Origin of the sequence: Paenibacillus sp. cl141a (genome assembly GCF_900109305.1) — a bacterium.
GTDB lineage: Bacteria > Bacillota > Bacilli > Paenibacillales > Paenibacillaceae > Paenibacillus_AQ > Paenibacillus_AQ lautus_A.
Window position 1 is genome coordinate 90,206 of sequence record NZ_FNZO01000003.1, and the last position, 17,842, is coordinate 108,047.

General features: G+C 49.0%; 14 protein-coding genes and 2 pseudogenes. 14 read left to right on the forward strand and 2 right to left on the reverse strand.

What is annotated here, in order from left to right:
* The first annotated feature begins 47 nt into the window (after positions 1 to 47).
* The 6 genes and pseudogenes from BMX45_RS10405 (at position 48) to BMX45_RS10430 (ending at position 10,256) form a co-directional block, all read left to right on the forward strand.
* Positions 48 to 932, forward strand: coding sequence for an NUDIX hydrolase (locus BMX45_RS10405; RefSeq protein ID WP_090909614.1), 885 nt, complete (start codon positions 48 to 50; stop codon positions 930 to 932).
* A 311-nt stretch (positions 933 to 1,243) separates the two neighbouring features.
* Positions 1,244 to 2,107 (forward strand): hypothetical protein, encoded by an 864-nt coding sequence (locus tag BMX45_RS10410; protein WP_090909615.1) that lies wholly within the window; start codon positions 1,244 to 1,246, stop codon positions 2,105 to 2,107.
* Positions 2,108 to 2,219: 112 nt separating this feature from the next.
* Positions 2,220 to 2,499 (forward strand): annotated as a pseudogene (locus tag BMX45_RS10415) (NADAR family protein); the annotation flags it as partial.
* A 77-nt stretch (positions 2,500 to 2,576) separates the two neighbouring features.
* Positions 2,577 to 2,984: a DUF7668 domain-containing protein gene (locus BMX45_RS10420; RefSeq protein WP_090909616.1), complete on the forward strand. Its 408-nt coding sequence runs from the start codon at positions 2,577 to 2,579 to the stop codon at positions 2,982 to 2,984.
* Between the two features lie 453 nt (positions 2,985 to 3,437).
* Positions 3,438 to 9,458, forward strand: a complete 6,021-nt coding sequence (locus tag BMX45_RS10425) for a DUF7601 domain-containing protein (protein WP_090909617.1) — start codon at positions 3,438 to 3,440, stop codon at positions 9,456 to 9,458.
* Between the two features lie 18 nt (positions 9,459 to 9,476).
* Positions 9,477 to 10,256 carry a class B sortase gene (locus BMX45_RS10430; protein WP_090909618.1) on the forward strand — a complete coding sequence of 260 codons (780 nt, stop codon included), beginning with the start codon at positions 9,477 to 9,479 and terminating at the stop codon, positions 10,254 to 10,256.
* A gap of 331 nt (positions 10,257 to 10,587) precedes the next feature.
* On the opposite strand, the gene BMX45_RS10435 is transcribed toward BMX45_RS10430, so the two are convergent.
* Positions 10,588 to 11,940 carry an MATE family efflux transporter gene (locus BMX45_RS10435; protein WP_090909619.1) on the reverse strand — a complete coding sequence of 451 codons (1,353 nt, stop codon included), beginning with the start codon at positions 11,938 to 11,940 and terminating at the stop codon, positions 10,588 to 10,590.
* Between the two features lie 137 nt (positions 11,941 to 12,077).
* On the opposite strand from BMX45_RS10435, the gene BMX45_RS10440 reads away from it, so the two are divergent.
* Positions 12,078 to 12,764, forward strand: coding sequence for a TetR family transcriptional regulator (locus BMX45_RS10440; RefSeq protein WP_090909620.1), 687 nt, complete (start codon positions 12,078 to 12,080; stop codon positions 12,762 to 12,764).
* 373 nt (positions 12,765 to 13,137) lie between these two features.
* Here the strand turns inward: BMX45_RS10440 and BMX45_RS31750 are convergent.
* A pseudogene (locus tag BMX45_RS31750) lies at positions 13,138 to 13,410 on the reverse strand (MarR family winged helix-turn-helix transcriptional regulator); the annotation flags it as partial.
* Between the two features lie 158 nt (positions 13,411 to 13,568).
* On the opposite strand from BMX45_RS31750, the gene BMX45_RS10450 reads away from it, so the two are divergent.
* The 7 genes from BMX45_RS10450 (at position 13,569) to BMX45_RS10475 (ending at position 17,837) form a co-directional block, all read left to right on the forward strand.
* Positions 13,569 to 14,489 carry an alpha/beta hydrolase family protein gene (locus tag BMX45_RS10450; RefSeq protein ID WP_090909622.1) on the forward strand — a complete coding sequence of 307 codons (921 nt, stop codon included), beginning with the start codon at positions 13,569 to 13,571 and terminating at the stop codon, positions 14,487 to 14,489.
* Positions 14,490 to 14,716: 227 nt separating this feature from the next.
* Positions 14,717 to 15,223 carry a MerR family transcriptional regulator gene (locus tag BMX45_RS10455; protein ID WP_015738063.1) on the forward strand — a complete coding sequence of 169 codons (507 nt, stop codon included), beginning with the start codon at positions 14,717 to 14,719 and terminating at the stop codon, positions 15,221 to 15,223.
* The gene (locus tag BMX45_RS10460; RefSeq protein WP_090909623.1) at positions 15,220 to 15,669 is read left to right on the forward strand and encodes an SRPBCC family protein; all 450 of its coding nucleotides are present in this window, start codon (positions 15,220 to 15,222) and stop codon (positions 15,667 to 15,669) included. Before BMX45_RS10455 ends, BMX45_RS10460 begins: the two co-directional genes overlap by 4 nt.
* Complete coding sequence (locus tag BMX45_RS10465) at positions 15,666 to 16,106, forward strand: SRPBCC family protein (RefSeq protein ID WP_090909624.1); 441 nt, start codon at positions 15,666 to 15,668, stop codon at positions 16,104 to 16,106. The genes BMX45_RS10460 and BMX45_RS10465 overlap by 4 nt, the downstream gene beginning before the upstream one ends.
* 49 nt (positions 16,107 to 16,155) lie before the next feature.
* Positions 16,156 to 16,299, forward strand: a complete 144-nt coding sequence (locus BMX45_RS31280; protein WP_175495083.1) for a hypothetical protein — start codon at positions 16,156 to 16,158, stop codon at positions 16,297 to 16,299.
* A 138-nt stretch (positions 16,300 to 16,437) separates the two neighbouring features.
* Positions 16,438 to 17,037 carry a hypothetical protein gene (locus BMX45_RS10470; protein WP_090909625.1) on the forward strand — a complete coding sequence of 200 codons (600 nt, stop codon included), beginning with the start codon at positions 16,438 to 16,440 and terminating at the stop codon, positions 17,035 to 17,037.
* 221 nt (positions 17,038 to 17,258) lie between these two features.
* Positions 17,259 to 17,837 carry a TMEM175 family protein gene (locus tag BMX45_RS10475; protein WP_090909626.1) on the forward strand — a complete coding sequence of 193 codons (579 nt, stop codon included), beginning with the start codon at positions 17,259 to 17,261 and terminating at the stop codon, positions 17,835 to 17,837.
* Positions 17,838 to 17,842 lie beyond the last annotated feature (5 nt).

Genomic DNA, 17,842 nt, shown 5'->3' on the forward strand with positions numbered 1-17,842 from the left:
CCATAACCACAGCTCGTTTTGAATTAAAAAACAAGGAGGCGCCCCCATTGGATTTGTTGGATCGGAACGGACTTACGGAACGCGAATTTTTGGAACAGTACCGGGCAGGAGATTACGAGCGGCCTTCGGTGGCAGCCGATATGGTGATCTTCACGGTTACGGATGGGGAGGCTGACAGTTATCGCAAATTACCGGAAAAAGAACTCCGCATCCTGCTTATCCGCCGGGGAGGTCACCCCTTCCTGGATAAATGGGCGCTGCCTGGCGGCTTTGTCCAGCCGAGCGAGACGACTGAGCAGGCCGCGGCAAGGGAATTGCGCGAGGAAACCGGCGTGGACGACGTTTATTTAGAGCAGTTGTATACGTTCAGCGATATTGGGCGAGATCCCCGAACCTGGGTGATGAGCTGCAGCTACATGGCTCTGATCAACAGTGATAAGTTGGAGCTTAGAGCGGGAGACGATGCGGCCGACGCCTCTTGGTTCAAGGTCTCCTATCGGCTGCTGCGGGAGCAGAAAGAGCTGATGGAGGACGGATACGTTAAGACGCTGGAGTATGAACTCAAGCTAAGCAGTGAAGAGGAGCTTTCGGCGGTCGTGGCGAGGACGTTGACCGTGAAGACTACATCGACTAGCACGGAGTATAAGATCGTGTCGAATAACGGGTTGGCCTTCGACCATGCAAAGATTATAGCATGCGCGATCGAACGGCTGCGGGGAAAAGTGAATTATACCGATATTGCATTGCACTTGATGCCAAAGCTTTTTACCTTGACGGAACTGCAGCAGGTTTTTGAGGTCATTATGGATAAAGAGCTATTGAAGGCGGCCTTCCGGCGCAAGGTGGCCGATCTCGTGGCGGAGACCGATCATTACACCGAAAATGCGGGACATCGGCCATCCCGGTTGTATCGGAGAAAATTGGAGGAATAATGGATGATAGAAGCCTAAGTCAATACTTGCCAGGAGCAATAAGCTTCGCATTATTTTGATCTTTGTGCTGTAGTCGCCAAGGTCACTGATCGTCCAAGCGCCAATGATTCAGATATCGTTTATCACTTTGCATACAGTATCTACGGCGGTTAAATCGAAACGAACAGAGCAACGAGCGGTTGAAGAAACCGTTCGTTGCTTATTTTAGTCCTTATCTATTCAAAATATGGAATATTATTCCGATAACAAGAAGAGACAATTATGATGTGGACATGAAGTATCGAAAATCATTTTACGAAGGGTGTTCATGAATGAAGGTTCAACATACAACTCTGTTTGATCTCAAAGCATACACTCAATCCAAACCACCGACAGAGCGCGCAGATCAACCAACAATGGTCACGGGGAAATTCGACTTGTCCCATAACACAGATACCGTAGAGATCAGCACGGCTTCCAGACAGCTGGCCACGTCTGATATCGTAAATCATGCGGCACGCTACTTTGGCACCGTTCAGATCAATGAATCGCTTGAGCGCTCGCTCCAGGATCAATCTTCCGAGGTGAAAGAGGCGGTATACAGCATCATACAGTCCAATTTCATAACGGATATTACAGAAGAAGGCCAACGATCCGTCTTACTCGAACTTGGTCTTGCACAAGCCAAATACATAGCGGATAACTACATGAAGGGCGATCAGGCTGCAGCATTCATGGATACAATTCGTCAGATCGGGGCCATCTCCACAACAAGAACGATCAATCCCGGAACCAAACAAATCCAATACGACACTCCGCCGCAAAGACCTGTGGGTGCACCGGAAGACTATGTTGATCTCAATTACATGATGCGTAAGTTCCAGCCCGAAACCTTTAACAAACTTCAGGACGCCATAGTAAACGGGAAAGACTGGAGCCGCATTCTTACGGATTTTGCGAAGAAGGCTTCAACCAATCAGGATTGGTTGAAGGAATATCATGAAGCAGCCAATCAGCCCTCAGGCAGCCTGCCTGCCCAGAACAGATTTGAGCATGTGGATACTTCTGGTTTGAGCTCGTTTGCCAGTACAGTACAAGATATCATCGCTCAGATGGATTCAACAAACAACACGTTTCTGACAGACAATTTACAGGCATTTATCCGCAAGCTCGGGTCACAAGCAGATGTGACCTAGCAGAAGCACAGCATAATAAAGGCGCTGCTCACAATCTGTGAGCGGCGCCTTTATAGTTCCCTCTCTAGCCATGCTGCATGGCAAAGACAGAGATTTTATTTTCCCCGTATTCGCGGTCCGAAACTTTGACAAGGATACTTGGGACAAGGAATGCTACGGCATCGTCAATAGAGCCAGTTTGGCCAAGTTTTCGCAGTAATCCGGAGCTCGGCGATTATCTCAAGTCGACGAAGAATCGCATCCTCGTCGAGGCCAGCCCGCGGGATCGCATATAGGGGATCGGCATGGGCCAGTCCAATCCGGATGCGGAGAACCCCGTGAAATGGCGGGGCCGAAACCTGCTGGGGTTCGCGCTGCCCGAAGCGCGGGACGAGTTGCTGCAGGGTGAGTAAGACGTCATGAGGGAGCGGTGAATGGGCGGCGCTCTCCGTAAGATGCATATTATTCTGGAGATAAGGGAGCACAGGGTATGCTTAAACGGGTGTTAGGCAAAGAGGAAGATGTTATTCGGTTATTCGCAAAAGAGATTGTTGATTCCATCGCAGACAGACGATATGAGGAAATTGCCCGAAACGTTGATGATATGCAAAATTGGGACGTTGAGCTATTAAGAGAGGTCATCGAGAGTTTTAAGGAAGATAATGAGTTGGAACAGATCGATAGGTTTGATGTAGAGTGTACCTTTAGGCCCGTTTATAAAGATGGCAGTGTTTATCAACAAGAATCTTTCTATCACTTTAACGATGGAAGCGGAATTGCTTACGAATATGCATTGACGACCGATGGCGAACCTAATGATTTGACTTTGAGCATTGAGTTTCACGTTGAAGGTGACGATTTGAAAGTCATTTTTGAGAGTGGGATTACTGTACTTTAATGACATTATATATAAGAACAACAAGGTACCACCATATACAGCTACAAATATGTACAGCTATTTGTTGGCTGATACAATCTTGTTGCTTGCAGGATTGTTCCCGAACTGAAGAAAAAGGCATAAGGATTTAGGTTATTAAAGCAGGTCATCTGTAAGTTTACAGATGGCCTGCTTTTACTTATAGTCCGTAATCATGAATACGCAGGTAGTCTGCAATTCTTCGCATTGTAGAGATTTTGTAGAGCTTAGTTTTTTAAACTATGAAAAAGAAAGTGTGGAAATTCGGACTACGGGAGGAGGTATAAAGGAGGGAACTTCGCAAGATTTTAATGATGCAAAGGGCTGCTGGGATCAAATAAACGGAAGATGTCTATTCGGTTGAGCGTAATCGGGTTGATGATCTTATTGTCGCTAAAAATTTCAGCAGTTTCGGGAATGGAGGAGAAATGTTTCTTGAAACGAAAACGCAGCATAAGTAAAGCAATACTCTCTTTATGCCTGGCAATTATGCTTGTCTTGCAGACGGTGGCGTTCTCTGTCACTGGATATGCGGATAGCGCGCCAAGCGATTCTGGGGCAGCGGCTGTTAGCGAAGCCGATTTGCCGAGCGCGGACGAACCGCCGTCAGTAACTGAGGCGGTGTACGATGTGCCGAACAATTCCATAGTGATGATGGCAGCCCCGACGGACAAAACGGTGGTGTTCATGGATGCTAATTCAACCTTTCCGCTGAAGGTGACGCAGGGAACTGACATTGCTCCCGGCGGTACAATCCAGGGCAGACAGGCATTTACCCTCAAATCTGAGGGCCTCAAGGTGCCAGTGAATGGTGATGACGCTGATCCGACTAATGCGGATCCAAACCTATACATTCAGAAGGGTGACTGGATCGAACTAAAAAGGGATGACTACTTCGCGGAAGTGATATTGCCAACAGCTACCAAACCTTTGATGGCAACAACTGAAACGGGTCAGAAGCAGCTTGGCATCGCTTATTTCACCCCGGATAGCATCAAGATTGTATTTAATGGTGACGATTGGTTTTTTAACGGTATTGGGCGTGCGGTTACCTTCGGTTTTGAAACCACGGCCAATTCGGATGTAACGGGGATGAATTACGGTGATACAAAGCCTATCTCGATTTTCGGGGGAGCGTATGAGCTCAAGAACCCGGATGTTACGCCGGCGTATAGTATCAACTTGACAGGAAACAACTGGCCTAAGAATGGGAGCTGGACTTGGTGGTATGTGACCGTCCCAGCCTATCAAGATGGTTATTTGACCTTCCAGGCTACTCCATCCTCTTTTGATGTGCTTGATGCAACAATGAAGTTGCCGGTAGATGGGCTGACGTTCTATACGAAGCCTTCCGACTATCGTATGGTCTATGTCCCGGGATCCTTCACGGTAAACGGCACTAAGGTAGACCCAACCATTGATGTAGATGGCAGTCTGAGCTACATCTTCCCGGCAGGAACGGGAGTGGACCCTAAGGTCGAGTATCAAGCATGGTTTCATAAGGATCTGTATTATAAAGAGTATCGGGGCGTGACAATTGATCCCGGTCGAAATGGCGGACAGCGTTTTGACCCAAAAGTTGAACTGAGAGATACGAGTGCTGACGTTAAAGCCAGTGCAGTACGGGAAACGTGGGTTGCACCCGACTGGATTCAAGCATCCGGTTCGTATGACCATCCGAATGAAACCATTACATGGAAGGTCGCGGTTAACCAGTATAACAAAAAAGGGTTAAAAGACTTTACTATCACCAATGTATTGCCTGCTGGGCTGGACTTTTTATCAGCTGAATGGCAGACATGGGAGGATGGCGCTTCATCTGGAATAAAACCAATTACACCAGATTCGAACGGCGTTTATTCCTTTGGGCATATTAATGGTAGAGTAGAATTAGTGATTAAGAGCAAGGTAACAAGCGGTTCCAGCTTCAGTATAGATCCCCGTGCCAACTGGAATTTGGATACGCCAGATGGCATACAGAACAACGATGTCATCACCGGTTCAAGACCTAGCGCAGTGACGGATGAGGCCATTGTCAACGTCGGCGCGCACACGTTTACAAAAGCAGGTTCTATTTCGATGGAGGATTATAACCTGGGAGCCATCACATGGACCGTTAATCTAACGCCGCAGTATGCCCTGCCAAATGCGGCGGTATACGATGTGCTGGTACATGACGGAGATTTGAGCGTCTTGGACAACGCTGTGGACGAAACCGGCGAGGTGAGCGCGGAAACGATAGCAAAGATCAAAGGAAATGTAAATTCCGCGCAGATTTGGAAAAAGTACCATAAAGGAACCTTGAAGACCAATGCAACCGGCCTGACCATGAAGGATATTTCTTTAACCGTGAACGGTAAAGTGGTGGCCGATTTGATCAAGGTGACCGGATACACCGATAAAGCTGCATCTTTCAGCTTCCGTGCACTTGAGACCAACCCAGACATCCTCTTCAGGCAGGATATCAACGCAGGGAAAACAAGCTGGAATCGGGCTTTGCTCATTGACGGCGACACCGTAAAACAAGCGCAAAACAGCACCAACCTGCATCTGCGTATGCTGAACAAGGATATGCTCTTTGCGTCAAAGCCATTGCAAGCAGATGGTACGCCTGAAAATGTTAGCCCGAATAACGTTAGCAGTTATATTAGAAACGATAACAATGAAGCATGGACGATTTCTGCCTATGACAGGACAACCAAAACGGTCACTTTCCGTCTAGGGGTAAATATGCCTGGATATAACACAGAAGAAATGGCTAAGGACGGCGGTAATCGAGTCATTAGCCATATCAAGCTAGTGGACACACTGCCCGAAGGCTGGGAATTCGTCCCGTTTTCTGAAGGTAAGGATTTTGAGCTTTGGAAAGGATATTCGGACAATGGTTCGGGTACAGAATATGGTGTTAGAAACGATGCCAAAACACTTATTGAACCAGGTACCAGTGCTCATGTAGTAAGCTTTTCTCATAATGGAAACGAGGGAACGTTCTCCTTCTCTAAATTGGAAAGCCCATATGTCATTTTAGTAAAGGCTAGACCTTCCAATGCGGCTCTGGAGAAATATTTGGAGGAATACACCACCAACGGCGTAGACAAGCAGGTGCTGTATAACAAAGCCGACCTGCACATGACATGGGGCGGCGTGGAGAAGGTCCTCACCGAACAGCGCAAAGTTATTGTACCTATTCAGACCCTGGGCAAGTCGGTAACGAAGCCAGTTCCAGGCGTGCTGGAATGGACGGTGAACTATACCCCGCCATTCAACATGACGCAGGGCGTTTATTTGCAGGACACCCTAGGTGCAGGTATGAACCTGCGCTATGAAGAAAACGGAAAGCTTGTGCTGACAGCGCCTAGTATGGCAGTCTATCCTGCTAAACTGTCTGCCAGCGGTGCTCTGGAACGAGAGGGCGCTGCGCTGGACCTCACCGACCCGAATGGTGAAGTTCAAGTAAAAGCTGCACCAGGCGTGGGAGGCACCACCGTTCTCATATTCAAAATGAAAGACCCTAATAAGTTTTACCAATTTGTGTACCAAACTGAGGTTGATCCGTCTAAAGCGAAAGCTGGCGACAAAATGGGCAACGAGGTAAAACTGATGGGCGATGATAAGCTGAAAACGGTCAGTGCCAAAAGTGAAAGCACGCTGGACAATTCAGACGTAGCCGGCAGTTCAAGCTCCAATGCCCTGCTGCCCCTGAAAAAGGTAGATCCCGAAGATAAGCCGCTGCAGGGCGTACAGTTTACACTGTATAAGAAGAGCGATGGAACGAAAGTTGCAGAAGGAACAACCGATAGTGGAGGGAAGCTTAATCTGCTGTTCCCGGATCCGGGCTATTACGAGTTGAAGGAAACCTACATTGATCTGAATACCTGGCTGCCGATCACCCATGTGTATCAAGTGTATGTAGGGAATACGCCAGGCAAGCCTATCTGGGTAGATGGCGTAAAAGTAACCTCCGATAATCCGTTGGTCGTGCCTACGCCGGCCCAAGGTAAGCTGACCATCAGCAATAAGGTGGAAGGCAACGGCAGCGATGCTTCCAAGGATTTTGAATACACCGTGACCTTCACCGGCGAAGGCAAGGACGGAGAGTACACCTATAAGAAGTCGGATAATACGTTTGGCACGATCAAGAGCGGAGGCAAGTTTACCCTCAAGCACGGGGAATCGGTGACGCTCCCGACATTGCCTGCGGATTTGGTCTATACCGTAACCGAGGCCGATTATACGACCGTTGACGGTTATATCACCACGCCGGGGACCAGAGAGCTGTCCGGCACAATCGAGAATAAAGGCGATCATAAGGCGGACTTCATCAATGAACGGACCGTCAACAAGCTGACCGTCAGCAATACGGTCATGGGCAACGGCGGCGACAAGACGAAGGCGTTCGAGTACACCGTCACCTTTGAAGAAGCAGGCAAGGATGGAAGCTACGCGTATACGAAGTCGGATGGCGCGACGAGTACACCGGGCACGATCAGGTCCGGCGAATCCTTCACACTTAAGGATGGAGAGACGCTGGAAATTGTAGGACTGCCTAAGGATCTGAAATACACGGTGGCGCAGAAGGACTACACAACTGACGAATACGTGACCACGCCTAAGGAACGGCAGTATACCGGGGTCATGGTGGGGAAAGATGAAGTTGCCCCGTTCACAAATGTGCGAGTTATCGAAGGCAGCCTGCTTATCAGCAACACGGTTAAAGGCAAAGACGACGACAAGTCGAAGCCGTTCCAGTACACGCTCACCTTCACAGGTGAGGGATCGGACAAATCCTACGCCTATGAGAAATCGGACGGCAGCAAGGGAATAATCACGAGCGGAGATACCTTCGAGCTTACCGACGGCCAGACGCTCGTTATAGAAGGTCTTCCGACGTATCTCAAGTATACGGTGACCCAGGAGGATTATTCGAAGAACGGCTATGTGACGGATCCTGAGAGTCTCGAACACACAGGCACCATTCCGGAGAAAACATTGGCAGAGGCACACTTTAAAAATACTCGCCCGTATCTGGAAGGCGTGCTGCGTGACAACAACACAGGAGAAGTCATTCCGAATGCATCCATCACGGTGACCAATCTGAAGACAGGTGAGAAGCAGACGATTCAGACGAGTGAGAAGGGTGAATATTTCGTCCCTGCCGAGGCAGACACCGATTATACGATCACGTATACGAAGGTGTATACGGTAGGCGGAAAAGATGTGCCTATCGAGTTCACGCAAAAAGCAAATGTGGACGGCAACGTGAAAGACGAGACCGTTCCGGCAGTCATAACGGCGGTAGGGATCGTTCTGTTCAAGCAGTTGGATGGGACAACAGAGCTATTCAACGATTCGTTCACCAGCCAGATGCGTATCTATTTGAAGGACAAGGACGGCAATTATATTCAGGAGAACGGTCGTCCTAAGGCGTTCCCGCTGGCTTCGAACGGCACCTTCTCCATAGAAGACGAAGAGCTGAGCGCGCAGCAGTACACCATGGAAGTTCGCTATCAAGCTGAAAACGGCGAGGAACTGCTCTTCAAAGTGACGCAGCTTGACGTGAAGGCTAACGGAGAGCTGAATATTTCCGAGGCATTGGTCGACCCTTACGGTACGGTTTATGATGAAACGACAGGAAATGCCACCACTGGCAAGAAAATTGCTGGAGCCAAAGTTACGCTGTATTATGCGGATACGCAGCGGAATAGAGATAACGGCCGCATTCCGGATACGAAAGTAACGCTCCCTCCGGTTCCGAATTTTGCGCCGCATGACAACAAGAGCCCGGAGCAGGATAGTGACGCCAATGGCTTCTATGCTTACATGGTGTTTCCTGAAGCGGATTACTATCTGATCGTAACGAAGGACGGATACGAGACGCACAGGAGTGATACGATTTCTGTCGATTTTGACATTGTAAGATACGACGTGCCAATGAAGCCGATAAAAACCGGCGGCGGACCGGGCCCTGTTAACCCTACTCCAGAGCCAGAGAACCCAGGCCCTGTCAACCCAGCCCCAGAGCCAGAGAATCCAGGTCCTGTCAATCCAGCCCCAGAGCCGGAGAACCCAGGTCCTGTCAATCCAGCCCCAGAGCCGGAGAACCCAGGTCCTGTCAATCCAGCACCAGAGCCGGAGAATCCAGGTCCTGTCAACCCAACTCCAGAGCCGGAGAATCCAGGTCCAGTTAACCCAGCACCAGAGCCAGTAACTCCAGGCCCTGTCAGCCCTGCTCCTGACCAACCTGGCACTTCGGAGCCTGGCAACATCGACAACGTGCCTGATGTCAGCGAATTAGCCGATAAGGGTGCGGGCAATGGAAATAACGAGCTGGACGATGCTCCGGAAACCGGAGACAACAGCGTATCGCCAATCTTCTATATGGCTTTGGCGCTAATGTCCTTGATGACGATCGGGTTCTGTCTGCTCGGTAACAAGAAGAAAAAGCACATCCAATGACCGGAAAGGCGGTAAGAAATGAGCAAAACCAAAAAAATTCTTATCGCCGTTTCTTTCCTTGTGTTGGTATTTTCGCTCGTTAATTTTTCGAGAACTCTCTTGCGGGATTATGCGGAGCAGCAGAAAATCGAAGAGCTGGCAACAGCTTGGGAGGAAGGGTCGCACAAAGGCGGAGGGGCTGCATCCCCCTCCGTTTTGTTCCATAAGGCGAATGAGCTGGTCATGCTTCCCGAATTTCGAGAGCTTTACGAGAGGAACTCGGACATCGTCGGTTGGCTGAAGATGGACGGCACCCGAATTGAGTACCCGGTCATGCAGAATCCACAGGATGCGGAATACTATCTCGATCATGATTTCGATAAAAAGGAAAACAAAAGCGGCCTCCCCTTTTTGGACGCGCATAGCCGGACCAACGGTTCGGATATTTTGCTGATTCATGGCCATCACATGAAAAGCGGCTGGATGTTTAAAGATTTAATGAAGTACAAGAACGAAAGCTTTTATAAAGAGCATGCTACGTTCCAGTTCAGCACGCTTTACGAAAAGGAAGAGTATGAGATTGTTGCCGTCATTCTGTCACAAGTTTATCGCAAATCGGACGACGTTTTTAAATACTACCAGATTGAGAATGTAAGTACGCCCGCCAAGTTCGATTCGTATGTTCACAACATCAAAAAACTCGCTCTTTATGACACGGGCGTAACAGCCAGGTATGGCGACAAGCTTATTGTACTGTCCACGTGCGAGTACTCGACCGAAAACGGCCGGTTAGCGGTGGTTGCCCGAAAGCGTTTATGACGATGTTGAAACAGGAAATAAATCTGCTTCAGTTCGCGTTCTCCCCTTGGAGGACGCGATTTTTGTGTAAGAAGTTTTCACGCCTCACCTTTATCCAGTTGTGTCCGTTGCTTTAAACCAATTTACAGTATCCCGAATTGTATCCTCAAGGGGTTACGGACAGCCTTTGATCCGCTTGTTCGCTTCATTTCCGTCATGACACGAAGCTCCTCTAATGACAGATATGTTTCTTTATTTCGCAAAGCTAATGATTCTGACAATGCTTATTCGCCGATGTACCTAAAAACGGGGAGTGCCCTTATCCTGCCTGCTTGCGTGTTATATGATTTTTCTACTGAACTAAACTATCCAAATCCGGCTGCAATTTGTTCCGCAAAACATACAGCATGATGGCACCGACAAGGAATGCGACGGCATCCGCAATGACGAGCGACCAGATCACCCCGTGGAAGCCGTTCATCCAATTGGCGATATAGAGCACAGGAATCAGAGTAACTCCTTGAATAACGGACATAATAAACGCGGCCGTTCCTTGCGCTGTTCCCTGGAAAATCCCCGTAAACAACGTGGTCATTCCTGTAATGAACAAGGATAAGAATGTCACATGCAAAATGTAGCTGCCCATTTCAATTAATTGCGGGTCATTCGTAAATAAACCGATTAAGTGATCGGAAATCAGATAGACGATGACACCGAATACGATGGCTAACGCCACAATCGTTTTGATCGTAAATCCAATGGTTTGCTTCATCCGTAATTTATTCGCTGTAAAGGAAAAGGCAATGAGCGGCACGACTCCCTCGCATAAGCCCATCAGAATAAACTCAGGAAATTGCAATAAACGTGATGAAATTCCGTAAGCCGCTACAGCCGGATCCCCATATTCAATAAGAAAACGATTTAAGATGAGCGACATTGCACCCAAAAAGATACTCATAATAAAGACGGGAACTCCGATTTTGAATACATTGCTCAGAATCTCCTTGGAAGCCTTGAACCATTTTACGGAGACGGTTAAGAATTGGCTCTTGTATCCCATATGGAAGGCGTAGAATGCACTCGCAACCAAGTTGGAAATGACCGTAGCAGACGCAACGCCAATCACATCCCAATGAAACACGAAGATGACGAACGAATCGAGAATAATATTAACGACCACACTGAGAATCATACCGATCATCGATGTGATGGCTGCACCCTCCGAGCGCACGATATTCTCCAGCGTGAAGAATAATACGACGATTGGTGAACCGATAAGCATAATCGTGACATACTCCTTCGTGAATCCGAAGGAGTCAAGCGTTGCCCCCAGGCCATAAACGATGGGATCGATCAACGGAAGACCGACGGCCATCACAATCAGACCGAGAACCAAACTGCTGTAAAAAGCGAATGAAGATACTTGCTTTACATCATCATATTTTTTCTCACCCAGCAAACGGGAGATGAATGTACCGCTACCCATGCCAATCAAGTTGCCTAGCGCCATAATAATTGCGAATAACGGCAAGGTTAACGCGAGTGCGGTTAACATGGCGGTATTGTGAAGAGTACCAAGGAAATAGGCATTTAAGATGGAATAGATGACGCTCATTGACGTGCCTAGCATCATCGGTACAGCGAAGTGAGCTACGGCTTTTGCGACTGGGGCTTTTTCAAAGTAATGGAGGTTTTCTGCATCCATGTGGATCACCACTTTCATTATATGCTTCGGTGTCTATCTAACGGCGTTAGATTGAACCTTACAGTGTTAGATGATATCATGAACTTATGAACCTGTAAACAATAAACTTACACTGTTAGATAAAAGGGCGGATACCGATGAAAAAACAACAGCCTCAGATTTCGGAGGATAAGATTTTGGAAACCTCGTGGGAGCTTCTTGGAGAAGAGGGTATCGAGAAATTCAGCATGAGACGATTGGCCGACCGGCTTGGGATTCAGGCTCCCTCTCTATACTGGTACTTCAAGAACAAGCAGCATCTCTATCAGCGTCTGGCCAACCACGTTTCGAAGGTGATTCTAGAAGAACACCACTCCGAGGGAGACTGGAAGGAGCAACTGAAAGAGCTTGCAGTAACGGTTCGAAGAGTTCTCGGCCGTTATCCTTGCTCCACGCAGCTCATGATGTTGACGCTCCCCCACGAAGCGGACATTATCCGGCTCAACAACCGTATGCTGCTCTGTGTGGAATCGACGCCGCTTGAGCAGGAGCAGAAAATGCAAGTGGTTCTTACCCTTATGAATTATGTCTTCAACTTCGTTCTGGACGATTATGAGCACCAGCGAAATGTTGCAGCGATTCTTAAAGACCAGGGAGAGGAAGCGCTTCCGGGTGGGAAAATGCTTCGTCTCCTGGAATCCATGAGCGAGACGGATGCAGGCTTGTTCCGGAAAATGTTCACGAGCGGCCTGTTCGAACTGATGGGGACCGACAAGGCGTTCGAGTTCGGCTTGAAGCTGATTCTGCTCGGGATTGAGCAGGTGATAAAGGAGCGGGAGAAGTAGAATGTTATGGGATCGGGCCCATAGCCAATATAACCTTGAGCCGGGGCCGCTCTTAGGGTGAAGTATATCGATAAAAATGAAAGAACCCTCCGAGTCTGGAGAGTTCTTTTCTTTCATCCGAGTACCGATTCACTTATCCACTTCATGAATAACCGCAAAAATGCAGTCATGTCGACGGGGCTTCACAAGACGCTGAAGACCCTGAAGACCCTGATTTTGTCCTTTCCGCAAGCTTCGTAATCGACTCAATGTCTTGATCCGTTAATTGGTCAAGGAAGTGTTTGCGTATTGCCTTGGAGACTATGGGACGGGCATCATCCAATGCCGATTTTCCGGCGGGAGTGATGACGACTTGAACACCACGATCCGTGTCTAATGGTTTCCTCATCACAAGTCTGCGTTTTTCCATTCGCGTCAGATGATGGGATAATCGACTCTTATCCCAGTTCATCGAGTCGGCCAATTCCTGTTGGCGAAGGCTACCGTTCCCCAAAAGGTCTAACCGATCCAATACCCCATAATCACCCTCTGATAGTCCTGTGTGTTCAGACATCTCTTTGATTACACGACCGAGAATGCTCTGAAAGGAGCCTTTCCACATATGCCATATTCGCATTTCCTCTTCGTTCAGCTCGTTCTTATCCATAGAAACATCATAGCATGGTTGACGTGTCAACTTCAATGTGTTATTGTTGCCTTGGTTGATACATCAACCTTTGAATCCGGTATATCTCAGGAATCTGCTTGACTGCTTCTTCCCTTCAACGGTTTGGCCAATCTTTCTCCAAGAAAGGAACATCTATTATGGAAATCAACATTAGTATGTCTGCTCCGGTCATCTCGGTGAAACCGGTAGTTCTATCGGCCCCAGGGCGCGGCGAGGATCTGCAAGTGCGAGTGTCTGCACCCGCGGCAGGAAGTGAATTGCCTATTATTGTTTTCTCGCACGGCTTTGGCTGGTCGCTGGACGGCTACGGCCCGTTGGCCGACTACTGGGCTGCTCACGGCTTCGTGGTCATTCAACCCACTCATCTCGACTCGAGGACGCTGAACCTTCCTCCTGACGATCCCCGCACGCCACGGATCTGGCGTTTCCGAGTCGAGGACCTGAAGCGCATCCTCGATCAGCTTGATCTTATCGAAGCTTCCGTTCCCGGTCTTAGTGGGCGCCTCGATCGGAGCCGCATCGCCGCAGCCGGCCACTCCTGGGGAGGCCAGACGGTGAGCATGCTGCTCGGCGCGCGAGTCCTCGATCACAACGGCGAGCCGGGAGAGGATATGTCCGACTCGCGCATCAAGGCGGGCGTGCTGCTTGCCACGACTGGCAAGGGTGGAGCTGACTTGAGTCCGTTCGCGGCAGAGCACTTTCCCTTCATGAACCCGAGCTTCACGGAGATGAGCACGCCGACCCTCGTGGTAGCGGGGGACCATGACCAGTCCAGACTGTCCACTCGGGGGCCGGACTGGTTCACCGACCCGTACTTCCTGAGCACGGGCAGCAAGAGCCTGCTCACTCTCTTCGGGGCAGAGCACTCGCTCGGCGGGATCTCCGGCTATAGTGTCGCGGAGACGACGGATGAGAGTCCCGAACGAGTTGACTTGATCCAGCGGCTCACGTTGGCCTACCTTCGCAACGCGCTCGACCTTGAAGATTCTAGCTGGCCGGCAGCTCGTGCGGCTCTGGAAGAGAGCGCCATCCCGCTGGGGCGTATTGAGTCCAAGTAAGGGAAGTAGAGAATTAAATATGACAGCCTTTGCTAATACCCAATTGTCAGCAAAGGCTGTTTCTATTCTGGAGGACTGTCATAAGACTGGACCAACAGCTTGTGTTCAAAATAAGGGCGTCAAAAAATTATGGCAGAGCGTCATGATTTCACTTGAACCTTACGTAACGTAATGTTTTACAATAGATCTACCGGTACATAGCTAGCGCAAAAGAGTGGAGATGGTTCATGAAGAGACATTGGAAGGTCGGGGATCTCGCCAAGCTGACGGGGCTTACCGTCCGAACCCTGCGGTTTTATGATCAAATCGGGTTGTTCTCTCCGTCGGGGCAAACGGAATCCGGCCACAGGCTGTACAATGAATCGGATTTGTCGCGTTTGCACCAGATATTATCGCTTAAGGAGCTGGGATTATCTCTGGAGGAGATTAAATCGGCCTTGAATGGCGGGCAGATTAGTCCGCTTGAGATCGTGGAACTGCAGATCGACCAAATCAAAGAACAGATTAAACTGCAGCAGAAACTATTGGAGCAGCTAAGATATGTATCCAAGCTTATGCAGGGCAAGGCGGAATTAACGGTTGAAGATTTCACGAGCCTTCTGCAGGCGATGAAGATGAGATTTGAGAAACCGGTCATTGAGCGGCAAACGGGTTGGGAGCGACATTTGGATCTGTTGGGAGATTTTCTTGCCGAAGAGAATGGAATTTCGAAACATAAGGAGGAAAATGAATGAACGAACGATTCGTCAAGCATGGAACCTTCGTCGTAGAACGGATTTATGCGGCTACACCGGAGAGGGTTTATCAAGCATGGGCCGACCCGATTGCTAAAGCCAAGTGGTTTTCGAAGCCGGAGATCTTCGATTTCCAGGTTGGGGGACGGGAGTACAGCCGCGGCGGGCCGCCGGAAGGGCCGGTCTTTACCTTCGATGCCAGCTACCAGGAGCTTGTTCCAGAGCAGCGTATTGTCTATACGTACACATTGGATTCAGGTGACGTACGTGTCTCCGTCTCGATCACAACGGTCGAGTTTATCAAGGTGGAGGGTGGTACGAAGTTGATTTTCACAGAGCAAGGTGCATTCTTTGACGGACATGATACGCCAGAAATACGGGAACACGGGACTAACATCATGTTGGACACACTGGGCAAGGTAGTAGAAGGGGAGGTAGGAACATGACCATAGGTGAGAATGAATTTATCGCTGCGCGCGAGTACGATGTCCCGCAGGAGCTTGTGTATCGGGCATGGACAACCCCTGATTTATTAGCAAAATGGTGGGGGCCCAGAGGCTTCAGCAATACGTTTCACGAGTGCGATATGAGGCCGGGAGGTACGTGGAAGTTCACCATGCACGGACCGGATGGCGTGGATTATCCCAACCATAATGTCTTTGTTGAGTTCGTGCCGACGGAGCGGGTCGTGATTGATCATCTAAACGTTCACGAATTTCGGGTGACGGCTACCTTTGAGGGCTTCGATGGCCGCACCAAGGTCGCCTTCCGTCAACGTTTCAAGAAACAAGAGGATTTTGAAAAAGCTAAGCCCCTCTGCGTAGAAGCTAATGAACAGCTGCTTGACCGACTTGGCAAGGTGCTGGCGGAATTGGCCGACTAGCTTTGTAAAGTGATATCGGTATTGACCCGAAATGACTGCTGCCTAGGTGATGACTCTAAAATGGTCGCCGTTCACGATCCCTGCCGGGGAATCGGACGGCGATTTTTATTTTGGTAACGGAAGACACCGGTGGAGACCTGTAGCGCCTATCTATCAAGGCGGATCTGCCTTTGCTGATTTCTCCGTCAGCTGAGCCGTGAGCACAACCGAATTTGAATGCTCTCGCGTAAAGCCGGGCTTTGAAGAGTCTATATAACCGATATTAGCCGGCTATCATGTCGAAGATCATGACGCTAATGATCTTATTGATTTAAGGCAAGGAGGCTAAATCGTGGGAAGAAGTTTCGCGAATTTGCATATCAAGTCGAACCATTTTGAGAAGACGATTGAAGCGTTAAAAGCGCTGAGCGAAGGTTCGGGCGAAGTATTAGGCAAGTCGTCCAATCCAAACCAAGCGGTTTCGGATGATGCCCAGTCAGAACAAACGCAAAAAACCGTAATGTACATAAGCAGCAATGAAAACTGGATCAGCGTGCTTCACGATTATTTTGTATGGGGTACGGTGAAGAAGGCCGGCAAATCATTGTCCCGGCTTATCGAGGAGCCGGTGATGACGGTCGGCTTAATCAATGATGAAATATTCGAGTTGTCGATTTTTGAGAAAGGGGACCTCCAAGCCGAGAGAATCTTGTGTCACCCGTTGGTGCGAGACGAATATGGACTCCAGGAACAGCGTCTTCAGGATGATTACCTGCGGGAAGCGTTGGATATCCGCGAGGAAGCTTTTGACGACTTCATTCGGATGACGAGTCCGGCACAGGCCGTTGATAAGCTATCGGAACTCGTAGGCATGTCTTTATGGAGTGATTTCGAGTGGCTGCCGTATGAAGAAGAACTGAAAGACCGGTTTAAAAAATACGAGTTTGCATGAGCTGTGTATAGCTCTGGCTTGTACCCCTATATTTAAGACCGATACACATTAAGCCATGACTATAGGCTTCATAAAATAACGCGGGAACTGGCAATGGAGCCAGTTCCTTTCTTTATTGTTCGCCGACCTGAAAATTCAGGTGAAAAGTAGGTGGACTCAGGACAAACGATCTCTATAATGGAATAAGAAACATATGTTGCGAGGGGAAAAGGTGAGACGATTTGAAAGCAAATCGGATGGAAGCATTCAGCGATGGCGTGTTGGCCATCATTATTACGATCATGGTGCTGGAATTCAAAGTGCCGGAAGGCCATGACTGGCATGCGCTAGTCGAATTAGGTCCAAAACTAGTTAGTTATATTTTCAGTTTCGTCTATGTCGGCATCTACTGGAACAATCATCATCACCTGTTGCATATGGTTCGAACGATGAACGGGCGGTTGATGTGGCTCAACTTGCTGCTGCTGTTCTGGCTATCCCTTGTGCCGTTCACGACAGCTTGGATGGGGGAAAGCCATTTTGCAGCTACACCGACGGCGCTGTACGGGATCATTCTATTCTTAGCTGCGCTCTCGTACTGGCTCCTTCAGCGCATGATTATGAACCAGCATTCCGGCGATTCCTCATTCGTTGGAACGATGGGCAAAGACCGGAAAGGGAAACTATCTCCTTTACTCTACTTGACGGCGGCCTTGACCGCCTATGTGAGTGTTTGGATATCCGGCTTCTTTTTCGTACTCGTTGCCGTAATCTGGTTCATGCCGGATAAGCGAATCGAGCACGCCTTGAGAAGCCACTAAGAAAA